The organism is Nocardia huaxiensis (assembly GCF_013744875.1).
Taxonomy (GTDB): Bacteria; Actinomycetota; Actinomycetes; order Mycobacteriales; family Mycobacteriaceae; genus Nocardia; species Nocardia huaxiensis.
Genome location: NZ_CP059399.1, coordinates 4,105,405 through 4,121,627, shown reverse-complemented (window position 1 = coordinate 4,121,627; position 16,223 = coordinate 4,105,405). Strand labels below are relative to the sequence as shown.

Below are 16,223 nucleotides of genomic sequence, written 5' to 3'. Positions count from 1 at the left end.
TTGACTGTTGCACTTGCACTTTCATCAGCAAGCAACCGATGTAGCAACACTGCGAAACCCCTGAATGTTGCTTTGCTGCAATACTTTTCACCCGCTTAAGCGGTTAGTTCGCGATAGAATGGAAGCATCTCCCGCGACCGGTTTCCCGGTCCCCTCTTATGCGGAGAATCCCCTTCCCTCCGGAGGCTCAGATGCCCATCGGCGGCCCCTTGGCCACAGCAATCGACCAGGTGTGGGACAGCATCCGCGCCCGCCACCCCGACGTCCCCGAAGCAGTCGTGTCCATCGCGTCGGGCTCGACCGGCCGCGGGCGCAGCGTGCGGCGCGGACACTTCGGGCCCGACCGCTGGGAGCACCGCGGCCAGTGGCTGCCGGAGCTGTTCATCGGCGCCGAAGGACTCGCCGGCGGCGCCCGCGACGTACTCGCCACCCTGCTCCACGAAGCCGTCCACGGCATCGCGCTCACCCGAGATATCAACGCCGCCAGCGACAACGGCCGCTATCACAACAAGAAGTTCAAACAACTCGCCGAGGAAATCGGCCTCACCACCGCCCGCCACCCTCACGCCGGATGGTCGCTGACCACCCTGCCCGACACCACCTCGACCGAATACCAGCGCGAAATCACGATCCTCGACCGCGCGATCGTCGCCCACCGCCGACCCGAACACACCACCGACGACACCGACGCCGCCACCGCGGCCGACGAGACCGAGGACGACGACACCGACGACACCGCCGTCGGCGAACCTGATCGCAACGGCCAGCCCCTGACCTGCCAGTGCCAACCACCCCGACGGATCCGGGCACACAAAAAGATCATCGCCGCCGGACCAATCCTCTGCGGCGTCTGCCAGGAACCCTTCCGCCCCTAACGAATTCCCTCGTTGTGGTCACCGGAAAATCTCCCCGCGTAAGAGGCGACGCTGCGGTCCCCGCGTAAGAGGCGACGCTGCGGTCCCCGCGTAAGAGGCGACGCTGCGGTCCCCGCGTAAGAGGCGACGCTGCGGTCCCCGCGTAAGAGGCGACGCTGCGGTCCCCGCGTAAGAGGCGACCCCTTCGTTGTGGTCCTGGGTTGAACTGCTCCCCGTGTTCGACGTGACATCGCGTACGCAACCCTCCCCCTTGTGGTTCCGACTCCCAACGCAACTCGGCCCCCACCGCACCGTGCCATGCCAAGCCCTCCCGTTGTGGTCCTCCCCTTGTGGTCCCCCTCCTTGTGGTTACCCTTCTCCCCCACTACCTTCTTTCCCTTCTTGATCTTCTGCTTACTTGTTTGGTGGTGGTTTGTCTCTCGCTCGACCCCCACTCTCTTCAGCGAAGCGGGAGAGAGTGGGGGTCGAGCGAGAGACGGACCACCACCAAACCCACTGGTAGAAGCGATTTTTCATCGCACTTTAATCGCAGAAGTTGTGTGCATTCATTGTGCATCCAATGTGCATTCATTCCGCATTCGTTCTGAATCGAAAACTGCTGCACCACAGCGGAACAGCACCGAGGTTCGCGCAGCACAGCATCCTGGGGCCAGCAACACAGCGACACGGTCCAGCTGAGATTCTCGCCGGACCCGGAGCCCGGCGCCGCCTACAGCGTCGGCCGAAATGGTGGCTGGCTCAGCATGTTGAGATTCTCGCCGGACCCGGAGGTCCGGCGCCGCCCGATCCCCGCCGACGACGACCCGCGGTATGCCTACGTTGAGATTCTCGCCGGACCCGGAGGCCCGGCGCCGCACATACCTGACTTCCACTCAGGCAACCCGAGTTCGTTGAGATTCTCGCCGGACTCGGAGGTCCGGCGCCGCAGTGGGTTCCGGACGAGGTGCTGCTGTGGAGTTTGTTGAGATTCTCGCCGGCCCTGGAGGTCCGGCGCCGCGACGCCACCGCTGCCCGTGCAGTCCATCGCCCGGGTTGAGATTCTCGCCGGACCCGGAGGTCCGGCGCCGCGCACGGTCATCGCCAGCAACCCGACCCCGCTGCCGATGTTGAGATTCTCGCCGGACCCGGAGGTCCGGCGCCACTTTTCGGTGTGGCCCTTATTGACGCTGCAGTGCCGGTTGAGATTCTCGCCGGACCCGGAGGTCCGGCGCCGCGCCTGCTCACCTGGACGCTGGCCTTCTTGTTGTGGTTGAGATTCTCGCCGGACCCGGAGGTCCGGCGCCGCTCCCGGTCTCGGCCGCGCTAGCGACGCCAGTCCCGACGTTGAGATTCTCGCCGGACCCGGAGGTCCGGCGCCGCAATAAACCGGCCCTCTGGTGGAAAGGAGCTGGCAGTTGAGATTCTCGCCGGACCCGGAGGTCCGGCGCCGCACCTACCTCAGTGCGCAGAACGCGCTGAACACGGCGAAGTTGAGATTCTCGCCGGACCCGGAGGTCCGGCGCCGCCCGCCGAGGCCGCGATCCTGCTCGGCACCCAGAACGTTGAGATTCTCGCCGGACCCGGAGGTCCGGCGCCGCTCAATCTCTTTTCTCGGGGGGCTCTGCCTTGCGTAGTTGAGATTCTCGCCGGACCCGGAGGTCCGGCGCCGCTCGAAGGCACCAGGGACGGCAGCCGCCCCACGGAGTTGAGATTCTCGCCGGACCCGGAGGTCCGGCGCCGCGGCCGGGCCTGCCGAAGCGCTGGAATACGACTCGCTCGTTGAGATTCTCGCCGGACCCGGAGGTCCGGCGCCGCCCGCTGCCGTGGCGTGACGTTCCAGCCTCCGCTGACGCCGTTGAGATTCTCGCCGGACCCGGAGGTCCGGCGCCGCCAGACGGCCGGCGGCGTTGCGCCACTCGGGAAGGTGTTGAGATACTCGCCGGACCCGGAGGTCCGGCGCCGCTGCTGTCCCAGTGCTGATTACCGGCGGCGATCGTTGTTGAGATTCTCGCCGGACCCGGAGGTCCGGCGCCGCTCGCCGCTGATCACACCGCCGCGTTTGATGAAATAGTTGAGATTCTCGCCGGACCCGGAGGTCCGGCGCCGCTTTGTCCTGGGACCGTAGCACCGCGCCCGAATGGTTGAGATTCTCGCCGGACCCGGAGGTCCGGCGCCGCGGTGCCGAGCTCGGCCTGTCCGCCATCCAATCCCTGCAGTTGAGATTCTCGCCGGACCCGGAGGTCCGGCGCCGCGAAGCTGGGCCTGGCTTGTTCAGGCTGCTGCAGGTCGTTGAGATTCTCGCCGGACCCGGAGGTCCGGCGCCGCTCGGGGCCGGAATGGTCCTCGCGGGCGATCACGTAGTTGAGATTCTCGCCGGACCCGGAGGTCCGGCGCCGCGGCCAGCGTCGGGCCTTCTTCGGTGATGTGCCAGGGGTTGAGATTCTCGCCGGACCCGGAGGTCCGGCGCCGCAGCCGCCCATCAACCCCAGCATCGCCAGCGAGGTGTTGAGATTCTCGCCGGACCCGGAGGTCCGGCGCCGCCAGTCCGAAGTGAACGATCGGACCGGGTTCGCGAAGTTGAGATTCTCGCCGGACCCGGAGGTCCGGCGCCGCCCTGGATGACCTGCCCTTTTCGCTTAGTAGGGGCGAAATGCAAGCAGCTTAAGAGCATTCTGTAGGCGTTTGTCCTGGCCGCCGGTTCGGAACCTGCCCGGATTTTGGGTCGCACTTGGGGTTCCGAGGTCCTGTGGTCACAGGATCAGTGGTGCGCTGTGGGGTGGGTCTATGGCTGCGCCGAGATGTCTTGCGGTATCGAAGGTCCCGCGGTCGAGATGGTATATGCGGATGCTGTCACGAGCGGGATCAATGGTGTTGACCAGATCTGCTTCGAGCCGGAGTCGAGTGACAGGTGTGCAGGTGACTTCGAAGACCGATTTCTGGACTCGATGACCGTAGCCTTCGCAGATCTTGGCCACACGCCGAAGACGCTGCGCGCCTTGAGGTGTCGTGGTTTCTACGTCGTAGGTGATGAGTAGCTCCATTTAGGACACCGTCCACGGTACGTAGGTATCGGTTCTGTCGCGAAGGTGCCGAGCCAGTAACCGCGCCTGGGCCAACGGGAGTAGGGCTGCTGGGACTTCTCGATCGAGATGGACATGTGGCCAGGGCTTCTCGCGTGCGATCGACCATTGTTCGAGGAACAGTTTGCGTCCGTCGGTGGTCAGCTGCACCTGACCACCGGGGAACGTTTCGGTGTGGGTGTTCTTGATTTGGCCGCGGTTGAACAGGGTGAGAACTAGTCGGTCCACAAGCAGTGGCCGAAATTCTTCCATAAGATCCAGTGCGAGAGCAGGTTTGGCCGGGCGGATGCCGTGGAGATATCCGATGTAAGGGTCGAGACCGACCTGTTCGAGCGCGCCGTGGACCGCTGAGCGCAGAAGGCCGTATCCGAACGACAGCAGGCAGTTGATCGGATCGGTGGGTGGTCGCCGATTGCGTCCGACCGAGGCACCAGGGGCCAGGTCGGGGAGGCTTTGGAAATAGTCCCGTGCAGCGCGGCCTTCGATACCTCGGACTTCGTCGAGCGATGTTGCGGTGCGGAGCGATTGCAATGCGGCGGAATGGCTTTCCGCGACTTCACGCAGGCTGACCTGACGCCGGCCGGTAGCGTCTCGTGCGGTTCGCAGTAGGAGTTGTCGGTAGTTGTGCAGCTTGCCGGCGACCATGGCTTGTGCCAGGCGCAGTTGGTGGCCCGTGTCGATGTGGGCGTGTAGCTGTTGGATGCGCAGGTGCGGGTTGCCTGGGACCGGCCCGGCGACACGAGCGAGGAACTTGCCGTTGCGGGTCAGCCAGGTCAGGCTGCGACCGTCGGCAGCGCAGCGATGCATCAGGTCGTTACTCACCGTCACACCGTTGAAGACGACGATGTCGTGCAGGCGGATGAGTGGCAGGAGATGACGCCCTGGCTTGTCAGGGTGGTACACGCGCAGGGCGTCACCGTCCAAATGCAAACTGGTGCCGGGGGTGGTGACGAACAGGGTTTTCAGCAGTTCAGTCATAGGTCTCTGGGTCGGCGAGGGGTGAAGAGGTCGATCTCTCCACTCGATGAGATTTCCGGCATGCAACCGGGGCGGAGTGAACATCGCTTGCACCGGTGATCGTTGACCGGAGGGGGTGGGATCGGCACCATCATCTGGTGCCGGAGTGCCTCGATGGTCTCGGTCGTCGAGGCGACGAGCGCCTCGTTCACCTGAACTTCGTACCGGCGGCGACTCTTCCCGGCGAATACCAGTCCGTGGGGAACTGGTTGCTCGAGCATCTCACGCAGGCAGAGCACTTGAGCTGCCACTTGGAGGTCGGCGGGGCCACCGGGTGCGTATCGGCCGGATTTGTGTTCGACCGGTATCGGCCCGGCATCGGTCCACTCGACGGTGTCGCAGACGCCGTGGATGGCCAGAATATTGCTGTAAACGGGCAGGGACCGCCACACCCGTGCTCCGCGACGCCCGGTGAGCGTACCGCCACGATCGACCGCCGCATGGGCTATATCGCCTCGGACAGTATCGGCGTTGGACTCGAAATACGCCTCCTGCCAGATCAATACCGCCTGTCTTGGGCAGTAGGCGTAGTGCTCGATAGCCGAGATCGGCACGCTCCACCGTGCGTCGCCGGAAGCCGGGTCATCCATTGATCAGCCGAACACACGGGTATAGATGACCCCTGTCGGGAGGACTTCGGTATCGGCGACATCGACGGTGTAGTCGGTGAATCGACGCGGACCCGGGTGGCCTACCGGACGGACACCAGCATCGACGCGGACCCGTTCGAGCAGGGTAGCGGCGGGCGCATTGCCGAAGGCGTTGTCGTGGCTGAACACATGCAGGCCGCGAGCAGTCATACGACCGCGGGTCGCCGCACTGTCGTGATCGAACATCATCTCCAGAATCTGGTAGAGCAGTTCGAGATCTTTCGAATCGACCCCTGTTTGGGCGGCGCGCGCCGCCGAGTAGGTGACCTCCACGCGGTAGAGACCGTAGGGCACTGTCCATTTCGAGCCCATCTCGGTGGACTCGCCCTGGTCGATGTCTTCCTGGCGGGTCTGGGTGACGCGGGTGATGGCGTGCTCGGTGGGAATGATCGGGTCGATCGACCGTGCCATCCCGAACTGCAAGGGGCCACGGATACTGCCGAGCGCGTTTGTCTCGCCGGTGGACAGCACTGCGCCGAACAACCGGATGTCGGCGTATCGGTCGCACAGCCACGCTCGTGCCGTGGCGACCTGTTCGGGGGTCAGCTTCGCTTTGGTCTTGCCGGATTTGGCCTTGCCGGTACCGTCCTTGGCTTCTTTTGCGGGCGCGGCATCGAATCCGTTCGCGGTCAAGGATTCCTTGAGGCGAGTGTTGAGGGCGTGCCCGGCCTCAACGAAGATGCCGTAGCGGGAGTTCCCTGCGGCGATCAGGGGAAAGGTGTCGCGGATTTTGCGTTTCAGGCATACGTCGGTCACCAGTCCGTGTCCGGTTTCGAGGTCGGTTCTTGGTTGGTTGCCGGCGTCGGGGTCACCGTTGGGATTGCCGTCGGTGACATCGAAGTAGAAGACCATGTCATGGCGAACGTCGGGGTTGAGATGAGCAGCAAGGGTCGTGGACATAATGAATCCTTCCAAGGGTGAATAGCGCTGTGGTTAAACCGTTTCGGCGTTCTCGCCCATGGTCCGGTGGGCGAGTTGGTGGTTATAGCCGAGGACGAACTGGCCCTGCTGCCACAGGTTGTTCCGCAGGGGAATCCACGCCGACGGTGTCATCGGATCCACGATCGCGCGAATTCGGTTGGAGTACCACTGGGAACGCGCCTCCCCGTCTCGGCGGCGGATCTTGGTCAGCCAGGCTTGTGACTGCTTGATCCCTTGCAGCACAACAGGTTGCGGCGTCTCGATCGCGCGGCGGAAATAGCGGTCCCCGTAGGTGCTGTTTACCGGGGAACGGTTCGAGTTCTCCGGCTGACCATCGTCCCCAGAGTTCAAAGAGCCGGAGTCGGCGGACCTTGCTCTAGGCGCACGGTGAGCGGCGCGCTGAGTTTGTTCAAGGACAGCAAAGAGGCGTCCGGCGAGATAGGCGGGGTCGGTGCAGGTTTCATCGAGGGCCATCGGTATGGAGGTGTCCTTCGGTCGGGCGGGGCTACGGGTGAGGGCGAGACGGATCAGAGAGGCGCGACAGTCATCGACCCGGCCGTCGTTGCGGATGCGGTGGATCAGATGGGTTTGAATCGCGACGGGTACCGGTTCGTTGAGGACTGCGACCCGAAGCAGTTGCAGCAGAGCCTGTTCCGGGCGGTCGGCGTTCTTGGCACCAAAGGGGCGATACTGCTTGGTGGCCCCATCCCATCGCCCCAAACAGGCGGCAAACCGTCCGGGGCTGTGAATCCACTGTCCCGCAGGGATCTCCGTGCCATCCGAGCGCCGGATAGGCGCGGTGCGCCGCGGAGTGTTCTTGTGGTCGCGAAACCAGGCCAGCACGTTCTCGTCGTGACTGACAGCGCTGTCATCGGCACAGGTGAGAGCGATATCAACCCATTGCCTGACCATGATCCGGGAGATGTTGCCGCCCACCGCCATCCAACAGAATCGACCGGTCAGCCGGCTGGTGCGCTCCCTGCCTCGGTGCACGTCGAGGAACAGCTGATTGACCTGGTCAGGGTCGGGTTCGAGCAGCAGATCCATCCAATCGGATTCGTCGCTGCCGGAGACCCACCATGCCAGCCGGGTGTCCTGTCCGGAGAGTGTGAGGCTGCTACTCGAGGACAGCACCGTGGTCAGCCCGACCATCAAGTCATCGGCGCAGCCCATACAGATCGGTGTATGGGTGAGCTGGGCTTCCAGGTCGTAGCCGAACACGCGCTCGTTGATACTGACCAGTGCCGCGTCATTGCTAGCGCCCGGCACCAGAGGGGCAGGTACCTTTCCGGGAATGGTATTGGCCAACGGCCGGACCTGTTGACAGATCATGCAGGCACCGGTACGTCCGGTCCCCTTCTTCGTACCGACATGGGTGCGCCAGTAGTCGGCTGCGGAGACACTGCGGTAGGCGGGGACCCCGTTCACGGTGATGAGCACGCCGTCCTTGGCTCGTAACTCTTCCGGTTGTTCGAGACTCGCCAACAGCCCCGATCGGAACAGCGCGGACAACGTGTGGGGAACCGGATCGATCTCGGTCGGCACCGATTCGGCCCATTCGTGGATCAACTGCACGAATGCCTCGTGGCACTGTTGCGCTCGGGCCTGGTCGGTGTTGTCGTCGATCCACCCAAAAACGTACTGGGCGTCGTCGGCAGCTAAGTTCGGCGAGACCCCGACGGTGCGGGTCGATGAAGGAGTCGTGTGAACGATTCCCCTGCGCGGTTTGTCCGGATCCTTCAGCGGCACCAATGTCGGTACCGAGTCGATACCCCGAGCCGTCGCGGAAACATCCAACTTCCAACGGAACTCGCGGTCACGATGAAACGCTGGCACGGTTCCACGATGCTCCCGCGCGTAGGACACCAAGCGCTCCAGCAGCATTCACGCCTCCGGTAACGCGTCGTCGCCGATACCGTCGCGGGGGACCTCCATGACACCGTCTCGGAGTTTCGCCCGGAACCATCGGGACTGCCGGGGAGTCGTGGAGTAGTCGATGCTGTGCAGCATCACTCCCAAATCTCCCGACAAGGCAATCGGCTTCCGATCATCGGCGACACCGAACTCCGCCGGAAACTCACGCGTCCCGAGATACGGCTGGCTGAAGCAGCTGCCCCTCTCTACCCTGCGCCGCAACTGATCCCGGTACGCCGCCTCGTTCTTGCCAGCCCCAGCCTGCACCTCGATGTGCGCATGGATTCGATACTCGACATCCTTGAGACACAACGCATTCCGCTGCACCCGATTCGCGGCCGTGTCCACGGTCCGGCCACGCGACACCGCGTCCCCGAGAGAGGGAAGGTCGGTAGTCTCGTTGCGCCGCAACGTGAATGTCTTCACCGGGTTGAGCACCTCGATACGCTGAATTCGGTACCGAATCTCCGGTTTCCAGAAAATAGCGGTGAGCACACCGGTAGCAGCTGTCGGCGTCATCACCGAATAGGTCATCCGTTCCGCGGTTAACCCTGGTCGCGTGAACAACGCGCCAGGCCCACGAACCTGAACTACGACGGGCACACAGCCCCCTTCCAACGAAAATGATTGCTAACTAGGCACATTCAAGATCCCCTGCACTCACCCTGCGAATCATGCACTACAGCACCGACAGGTTTGGAGATGTGCCAAACAGACATACCCGGCGCACCTGGCGAGTGCTCCGATCAACGACTCAGAATCTTCTCTACCACCCAAAAACAACCTGCAACCAGTGCCTTGACGAAGACCTGCTCCGCTGTCAGCCACGCGAACCGTTTGACCTGCCCCGCTGAAGCCTTATGCGTTTCCCTGGCAGCATCCTCACCGCCAGCATCTTTGGTTGCGACTTCCCCCCATTCGATCCCCTTCACATGATTGGAACTTCCAGCCACTGGACTTTAGCCTGACCGGAACCCGAAAGGAGGCAAAAGCGTTTCCCAGCAGACGCTTTCGATCAGAAATACCAGCTGGATGGTATGAATTTGAGGTCTCAAGGACCCGATCTATCCGCGGCCCTATGAAAGCGATTCGGGCTCATTTGGTGGATGCCAAGGGAATCCACCAAATGAGCCTCGGCACGTGCAACCTTCGGAAGGTCTAACCATGTGTTGAGATTCTCGCCGAACCCGGAGGCCCGACGCCGATGCTTGGTTCCTCGCTCATCACATCACATCCCATCTATTGAGATACTCGCCGGACCCGGAGGTCCGGCGCCGCATCACACGCCATTTCCGGGCGGCGGGGTTGTAGCCGTTGAGATTCTCGCCGGACCCGGAGGTCCGGCGCCGCTGCGGTGGGACGGTATCAAGCTGCTCGACCAGGTGATGTTGAGATTCTCGCCGGACCCGGAGGTCCGGCGCCGCGTCCAGAACGTGACCTCACGCAAGCGGTCGTACCGGTTGAGATTCTCGCCGGACCCGGAGGTCCGGCGCCGCAACGACGCGCCCGCATCGCACAGGTCACCAGCGAGTTGAGATTCTCGCCGGACCCGGAGGTCCGGCGCCGCCGTTCGAGTCGTCCAACCTTGCTGATGCTCCAACCGTTGAGATTCTCGCCGGACCCGGAGGTCCGGCGCCGCTCTTCGGGCCGGCCTGGTAGGTCAAGCAGGTGCCGGTTGAGATTCTCGCCGGACCCGGAGGTCCGGCGCCGCCAGTGCGGTGACGAGGTTTTTGGCCTCGATCGGGAAGTTGAGATTCTCGCCGGACCCGGAGGTCCGGCGCCGCTCCAGGCCCGGCCAGCAATAGCCGTGCGCGTCAGTGTTGAGATTCTCGCCGGACCCGGAGGTCCGGCGCCGCAACGGGCAGCCGTCGCGAAGTCCGCTCATCGGATCGTTGAGATTCTCGCCGGACCCGGAGGTCCGGCGCCGCAGGGCCGAACCCTGGAAATGGACGCACGCGGCAAGGTTGAGATTCTCGCCGGACCCGGAGGTCCGGCGCCGCCACCCGGATGTGACCCTTGGTGGTTTCTTCCCAGGTGTTGAGATTCTCGCCGGACCCGGAGGTCCGGCGCCGCTTTGGGCCCGGGATGTATTCGGGCACATGGAAAGAGTTGAGATTCTCGCCGGACCCGGAGGTCCGGCGCCGCGCCGCACCACCGCCCGCTGATCGGGGGAGAATCGGTTGAGATTCTCGCCGGACCCGGAGGTCCGGCGCCGCGTCGCTGCTCTACGAGCTGGAGAACTCCCCGTGTCGTTGAGATTCTCGCCGGACCCGGAGGTCCGGCGCCGCCCTGGATGACCTGCGATAAGTGCGCCCACACGGGCTCAGGAACACCGTTGGAGGCTCAGCCCTGTCGCATTTCCCCAGATCGCTACTTCGGAACCTTTCTGGGTTTGTTGCAGCACTACAGGTTCCGAACCTACCGACCCGATGACAATCTAACTGCGGTCCCCCGTATCACGCGACTCGATTCCAGCCGAGCACGCGGTTCTTCAACGGGTTAGAAGATGGTTTCCATCTGGCCTTCATCGAGGCCGACACCACGGCAAGTCGTCGGATCCCAGTCGTAGAGCCCTTTCCAGCGACGAAGATCCCCGTGAATCGTCCCGGTGTGTCCGGAGACTTATTGGTGTGACAGCTCAGCGAGTTGCTGGGCTGGTTGTTGAGCGTAGTAGGCGGCTTCCAGTTCGGCAGGTGGCATGTCACCGCAATTGCGGTAGAGGCGACGGTGATTGAACCAGTCGACCCATTCGGCGGTGGCCAACTCGACGTGATCGACCGTGCGCCACGGGCCTCGAGGTTTGATCAGTTCGGTCTTGTAGAGACCGTTGATCGTCTCGGCGAGTGCGTTGTCATAAGAGGAGCCGACCGCCCCTACAGAGGGTTGGATCCCGGCCTCGGCGAGGCGTTCGGTGAACGCGATCGAGGTATATTGAGATCCCCTATCATTGTGGTGGACAACATCTTTCACATCCCATCCATCGCGGTTCCGAGTCCAGATGGCATGCTCGATCGCGTCGAGCACCAACCCGGTCGTCATCGACGTGGAGGTGCGCCAGCCGATGATCCGACGGGCGTAGGCGTCCACGACGAACGCGACATATACCCATCCCGACCACGTCGAGACGTAGGTGAAATCGGCTACCCACAACCGATTCGGTGCCGCAGGAGAGAACTTGCGTCGCACCAGATCCGCCGACCGCGGCGCGGCCGGGTCCGCGATCGTGGTCCGTTTGACCTTGCCGCGCACCGCACCTCGTAATCCGAGACCACGCATCAGCCGTTCCACCCGGCAACGGGCGACGCCGATGCCCTCGCGGTTGAGCTGCAGCCACACTTTCCGGGCCCCGTAGACCCGGTAGTTCTCGTTGTGCACGCGCGTGATCTGCACATTCAATTCCTGGTCACGCTGTTCGCGCTGGGTCGGGGTCCGGTTGCGATGTTCGTAGTAGGTCGATGGGGCGATCTTGACGCCGAGCTCGGTGAGCGCGGCGCAGATCGACTCGACACCCCATCGCAGGCCGCCGTGTTCGCGACGGCCTTGATGTTCGCTGATGAACCTGACGGTCAGCGTTGGGGCCGGTCCAGTTCGGCCGCGAAGAAAACCGACGCGGCTTTCAGAATTCCGTTGGCGCGCTTGAGTTCTGCGTTCTCACGCCGCAACCGCTTCAACTCCGCGGACTCATCGGTGCTCACCCCGGGACGGGTTCCACCGTCGATCTGGCCCTGACGCACCCACTTGCGGACCGTTTCCGGGGTCCCCACGCCGAGCAGATCGGCGACCGCTTTCATCGCGGCCCACTCCGACTCGTGTTGATCCTGGATCTCCACGAACATCCGGATCGCTCGCTCACGCAGCTCGACCGGGTACTTCTTCCTCGACGACACGACTTCCATCCTTCACAGATGACGAAGTCCCTGGACTCACCGGGGCGATTCACCGACTACGTCATCCATCAACGCCGCTACTTCCGGCTTGCTCGCAATTGTGTTGCGCAGCTGAACGATCCACGGCTGCAACTGCCGAAGTGCTGCTCCGGCCTTGATCGTGCCTGCCACCAACTCGGCCAACAGCGATTCCACATGTTCGGCTTCCTCGTGATCCACGACAACCACTGGCGCTGAGTCGTCGGGGATCATCCGAAAGGCCAGTTTGGCATCGCGTTTCGCGGAACGTCCGGGATCGAGGAGGGGGCCTTCGCTCACCGCGAGGTAGTCCAGCTTCTCACGGTGCTGCTGAATCACCTGCCCGGCAGGGGCTTTTGAACGATCCAACGGACAATGGTCGAGTTGAAGATCGCTGTAGAGCTCCCGGTAGTAACGCCCCAATGCCCCTTGGTCGTCGAGCTCGGCACCGCCGGGACCGAAGTACTTGACGGTCAGCGCGCAGGCGAGTTCGTAGTCCGCCGGCCGACGTCCGTCTGCCGGATCGAACACGACAACTGTTCCACCGGAAGCGAATTCACCGCTGCGATTGGCGCGCCCACCCGCCTGTTGAATGGAATCGGCCGGTGCCAGGGCCCGCCATACCACCGGAAACGACAGGTCCACTCCGGCCTCCACCAGTTGTGTCGCGACCACCAGGGTGGGCAGTCCTTCCCTGAGTCGGTCGGTCACAACCTTCAGGACTGCGCGGCGGTGCTGGGGACACATTCGTGTGGACAGATGCCAGACGTGGTCGCGCTCCTGTGACATCAGTCGATACAGGTTCCGTGCGTCACGGACCGAGTTGACGATCACCATGGCCTGGCGTTGTTGGATGAGCTCGTCAGCGATCTCGTCCCAGGTTGGCTGGGGGTCGAATCGCCACTGGTATCGGACGCGACGAGCCTGCTCGAACAATGGTTGAGGGTCGTCGATGACCTCCCTGATCTGTACGCCGTCGCTACTCTCACCGGCCTTCCACACCGACAACGCTTGGAACTGTGGCTGGGTCGCCGACGTCAGCAGGACCGTGGTACCGAATTGTTCTGTCAGGGTCCGAAGTCCGCTCAAGATTGGCAGGAGCAGCCGGTTCGGCAGCGCCTGAACCTCATCGAGAACCACGACCGCACCGGCGAGTCGATGCAACTTGCGGATCTGCGAGGGCTTCCTACCGAACAGTGACTCGAACAGTTGAACCGTGGTCGTCACGACGAAAGGGGCATCCCAGTTGTCGGCAGCCAGCCGAGCCCACCGCTGCGCACTGGTCTGCTTCGATCCGTCTTCACCTTCGTCGAACCGAACGTTGGAATGATGCTCGAGCACCATGCACTGATCGACGTCATCGAGCATCTGCCGATACACGCCAGCGTTCTGTTCGGTGATCGTAATGAACGGGACAGCCACCACGACGCGCCGCTTGCCCCAGCGCGCCGCGTGGTGCAGCGCGAACGCTCCTTGCGCGTAGGTCTTTCCTAGCCCAGTCGGCGCAGCCAGCCGGAAAAGCCCTGGCTCCCAACTCGATGCATCGACTGCGGCCTTGTACACCTGCGAGCGGAGGAACCCGATCCCGCTGTCATCATGCCCGGCGATCCGTGCCGCACGCCTCCGCTCGAAACGCTCCGCCAAGATCGCCATGTCGACCGGCGCGGCAACCCGAGGACCGCGCCAGCCGCGGCGATGGGCGGCAGTATCGAGATGATCGGCATCAACCAGCGCCGAAAACACCATCCGCAATCGCATCTCCATCGTGAGGTTGTCCGCACCGAATCGAAACCGCTTCGGAAACAGTTCCGGACCGTGCGGAGCGACGGTCGCTTCCGGTATCGCCGACAGGAACCGGCTGATCGAGTCAGCCTCCGTTCGGTCCTCCTGAGACGTCAAAAGCTGGGCTAGATCGGCGACGCTCGTGAGCCCACCGTGGTGACCCAGGATCGCCATCGACGCCAACCCTGCGACCGGAAAGACCCGACGCGCACCGAGCTCCTTATGTCCGATCCCGACTCGGTCGTCGGTCCCCTCGACCTCAAGAAGACGCTGCTGCCAGGCGCACGCTGCCTTCCCTGCATCGTGGAACAGCCCTAGTACATAGGCGAGCTCCCCAGCACCGAAGACGGAGGCAAAGCGCGCCGCCCACTCCGCAGTCGACCGGCAATGATCACTCAGTTCATGTCGAGGCCCCAGCGATAGAACACCATTCGCGTTGACCGACTGACGTGCACTGTGCGCCCAAAGAACCACCCGTCCAACGTAGCCTTACCCTCTGACAATCAACCCAACTCCGAATAACCTCACACCCCAACATGTTTCAGCATGGCCACACCAAAGTTGAGACTCTGGCCGTACCCGGAGGTCCGGCGCCGATCCTGCATTTCCGCCCACAAACTCGGCTTCCGCGCGGCGCTGAGATTCTCGCCGACAAACCCGGACGTCCGGCGCCGCCTCGTGCCGATGGCGCGGCCGCGTGTGTTCCGAAACAGGTTGGGATTCTCGCCGGACCCGGAGGTCCGGCGCCGCCACCGTGCGCGAACGGGTGCTGCAACGGCTGATCGTTGAGATTCTCGCCGGACGCGGAGGTCCGGCGCCGCCTTTACCACCGGCGCTCCCGCCGAGGATCAAGGGCCGTTGAGATTCTCGCCGGACGCGGAGGTCCGGCGCCGCCCCTGGATGACCTGCGAACTTGCGGGAACACACCAGTCCGATGCCGCTGTTGGTAGTCGGTCCAGCCGTACCTTCGCAGGCCGCTACTTCGGAACCTACCTGATTTTGCAACAGCACTAGAGGTTCCGAACTTCTACCGATGCTGTTCTGTCCAAAGAAATACATAGTGCGGATCGAGATGCAGGCGGCGACCGGGTCTGTCGATCTTTTCCAGCCATCGGCGCTGTTCGTCCAGCGGCAGTCGACCGGCGGCAGGGGGCACCGCACGGTCGACCGTGGTGCAATCCGGAGCTCGCCCTGCCGCAGCCCCCACCCGGATTGATAACGCGCGAGTGGTCTCGGTTGGTTCGGAGTCGACAAGGCGCTCACGGTCTACGCTGGGTCTTCTCAACAAGATCGTGGTGGCCAAACGGTGGCCGCACAGCCCGCGCAACAGCACACGTCGCTTGGTCGTTGGGGTCGTAGGCAACATGCTCAACGGGTGTGACGTGCGCGAATGGCGCAGGTGCGAATCTGGGGGTCAAGTGGTCGCAGGTTCAAATCCTGTCAGCCCGACAGATAGTAAACCCCTTCCGACCTCGGTCGGAAGGGGTTTACATGTTAGTCCACCGCTCGGAGATTTGGGGCCAATCTGGGGCCACTGAGCTTTCCCTGTAGCTTGACCGGGCCGATCTGCCCCGCCTGCTTCGCTCCCTGACCTCGGCCGCACTCAAAGCCGTTCGGCAATCCCTTCGGAAGTGGGACTCACTTCCGGCCGTGCGCAGCCTCGACGACCGCCTCTACAACTGGCACACCACCGTCAACTCTCTGATCGGCCAACTGAATCGTTCTCAGCCGCAACGATATTCGGAAGCTCGGCGAAGTCGCGGATCTTGAAATCAGACAGATCCGCGACCTCAGGTGATTCGCGAAGAATCCAGCCCCAAGGCCCACGCTGGAGGTAGGCGGCCCACCTTCTTCGCTGGCGCTACATCATTGTCGATTCGATCACCGACATAGCCGATCTCATCGGCAGCGCAGGGCGCGGCCTCGACGACCTGCTCGAAGAACTCCACCGACGGCTTCTCCATACCCCAATCGTCTGAGGTCGCGATGAAATCCGTCGGGAGATCCAAGCTCCGCAAATGCGACCCGACCGAACATTTGGTTCAGCACCACCACTTTTGGCGACAGAACTGTCGCTTCCGGCTCAATACTGAACCTCTG

General features: G+C 63.3%; 10 protein-coding genes and 2 CRISPR repeat arrays. Of the genes, 1 reads left to right on the top strand and 9 read right to left on the bottom strand.

Annotated elements, in window-relative coordinates:
• The first annotated feature begins 191 nt into the window (after positions 1 to 191).
• Positions 192 to 875, top strand: a complete 684-nt coding sequence (locus H0264_RS18485) for a hypothetical protein (protein ID WP_181585112.1) — start codon at positions 192 to 194, stop codon at positions 873 to 875.
• Positions 876 to 1,620: 745 nt separating this feature from the next.
• A CRISPR array of direct repeats spans positions 1,621 to 3,467; the repeat unit is 37 nt; unit sequence GTTGAGATTCTCGCCGGACCCGGAGGTCCGGCGCCGC.
• A gap of 137 nt (positions 3,468 to 3,604) precedes the next feature.
• Here the strand turns inward: H0264_RS18485 and cas2 are convergent.
• From cas2 to H0264_RS38650, 9 genes are all read right to left on the bottom strand, one after another.
• Positions 3,605 to 3,895, bottom strand: a complete 291-nt coding sequence (gene cas2, locus H0264_RS18480; RefSeq protein WP_181585111.1) for a CRISPR-associated endonuclease Cas2 — start codon at positions 3,893 to 3,895, stop codon at positions 3,605 to 3,607.
• Positions 3,896 to 4,912 carry a type I-C CRISPR-associated endonuclease Cas1c gene (gene cas1c / locus H0264_RS18475; protein WP_181585110.1) on the bottom strand — a complete coding sequence of 339 codons (1,017 nt, stop codon included), beginning with the start codon at positions 4,910 to 4,912 and terminating at the stop codon, positions 3,896 to 3,898.
• A complete protein-coding gene (cas4, locus tag H0264_RS18470; protein WP_220140008.1) occupies positions 4,909 to 5,505 on the bottom strand; it encodes a CRISPR-associated protein Cas4 in 597 nt (198 codons plus the stop codon). The genes cas1c and cas4 overlap by 4 nt, the downstream gene beginning before the upstream one ends.
• A gap of 39 nt (positions 5,506 to 5,544) precedes the next feature.
• The gene (gene cas7c, locus H0264_RS18465) at positions 5,545 to 6,501 is read right to left on the bottom strand and encodes a type I-C CRISPR-associated protein Cas7/Csd2 (protein WP_181585108.1); all 957 of its coding nucleotides are present in this window, start codon (positions 6,499 to 6,501) and stop codon (positions 5,545 to 5,547) included.
• A 33-nt stretch (positions 6,502 to 6,534) separates the two neighbouring features.
• Positions 6,535 to 8,406 carry a type I-C CRISPR-associated protein Cas8c/Csd1 gene (locus tag H0264_RS18460; protein ID WP_181585107.1) on the bottom strand — a complete coding sequence of 624 codons (1,872 nt, stop codon included), beginning with the start codon at positions 8,404 to 8,406 and terminating at the stop codon, positions 6,535 to 6,537.
• Positions 8,407 to 9,039 (bottom strand): type I-C CRISPR-associated protein Cas5c, encoded by a 633-nt coding sequence (gene cas5c / locus H0264_RS18455; protein WP_220140007.1) that lies wholly within the window; start codon positions 9,037 to 9,039, stop codon positions 8,407 to 8,409.
• 565 nt (positions 9,040 to 9,604) lie between these two features.
• Positions 9,605 to 10,724: direct repeats of the CRISPR family, unit length 37 nt; unit sequence GTTGAGATTCTCGCCGGACCCGGAGGTCCGGCGCCGC.
• A gap of 334 nt (positions 10,725 to 11,058) precedes the next feature.
• Positions 11,059 to 12,323 (bottom strand): IS3 family transposase gene (locus H0264_RS18450; protein WP_420831994.1). Its coding sequence is split into 2 segments (ribosomal slippage): positions 11,059 to 12,041 and positions 12,041 to 12,323, totalling 1,266 coding nucleotides; the frame shifts between segments, so codons are not numbered across the junction.
• Positions 12,324 to 12,359: 36 nt separating this feature from the next.
• Positions 12,360 to 14,597 carry a CRISPR-associated helicase Cas3' gene (gene cas3 / locus H0264_RS18445; RefSeq protein ID WP_181585105.1) on the bottom strand — a complete coding sequence of 746 codons (2,238 nt, stop codon included), beginning with the start codon at positions 14,595 to 14,597 and terminating at the stop codon, positions 12,360 to 12,362.
• A gap of 1,316 nt (positions 14,598 to 15,913) precedes the next feature.
• Entirely contained in the window at positions 15,914 to 16,087 is a 174-nt protein-coding gene (locus H0264_RS38650; protein ID WP_244976222.1) for an HAD hydrolase-like protein, read from the bottom strand.
• Positions 16,088 to 16,223 lie beyond the last annotated feature (136 nt).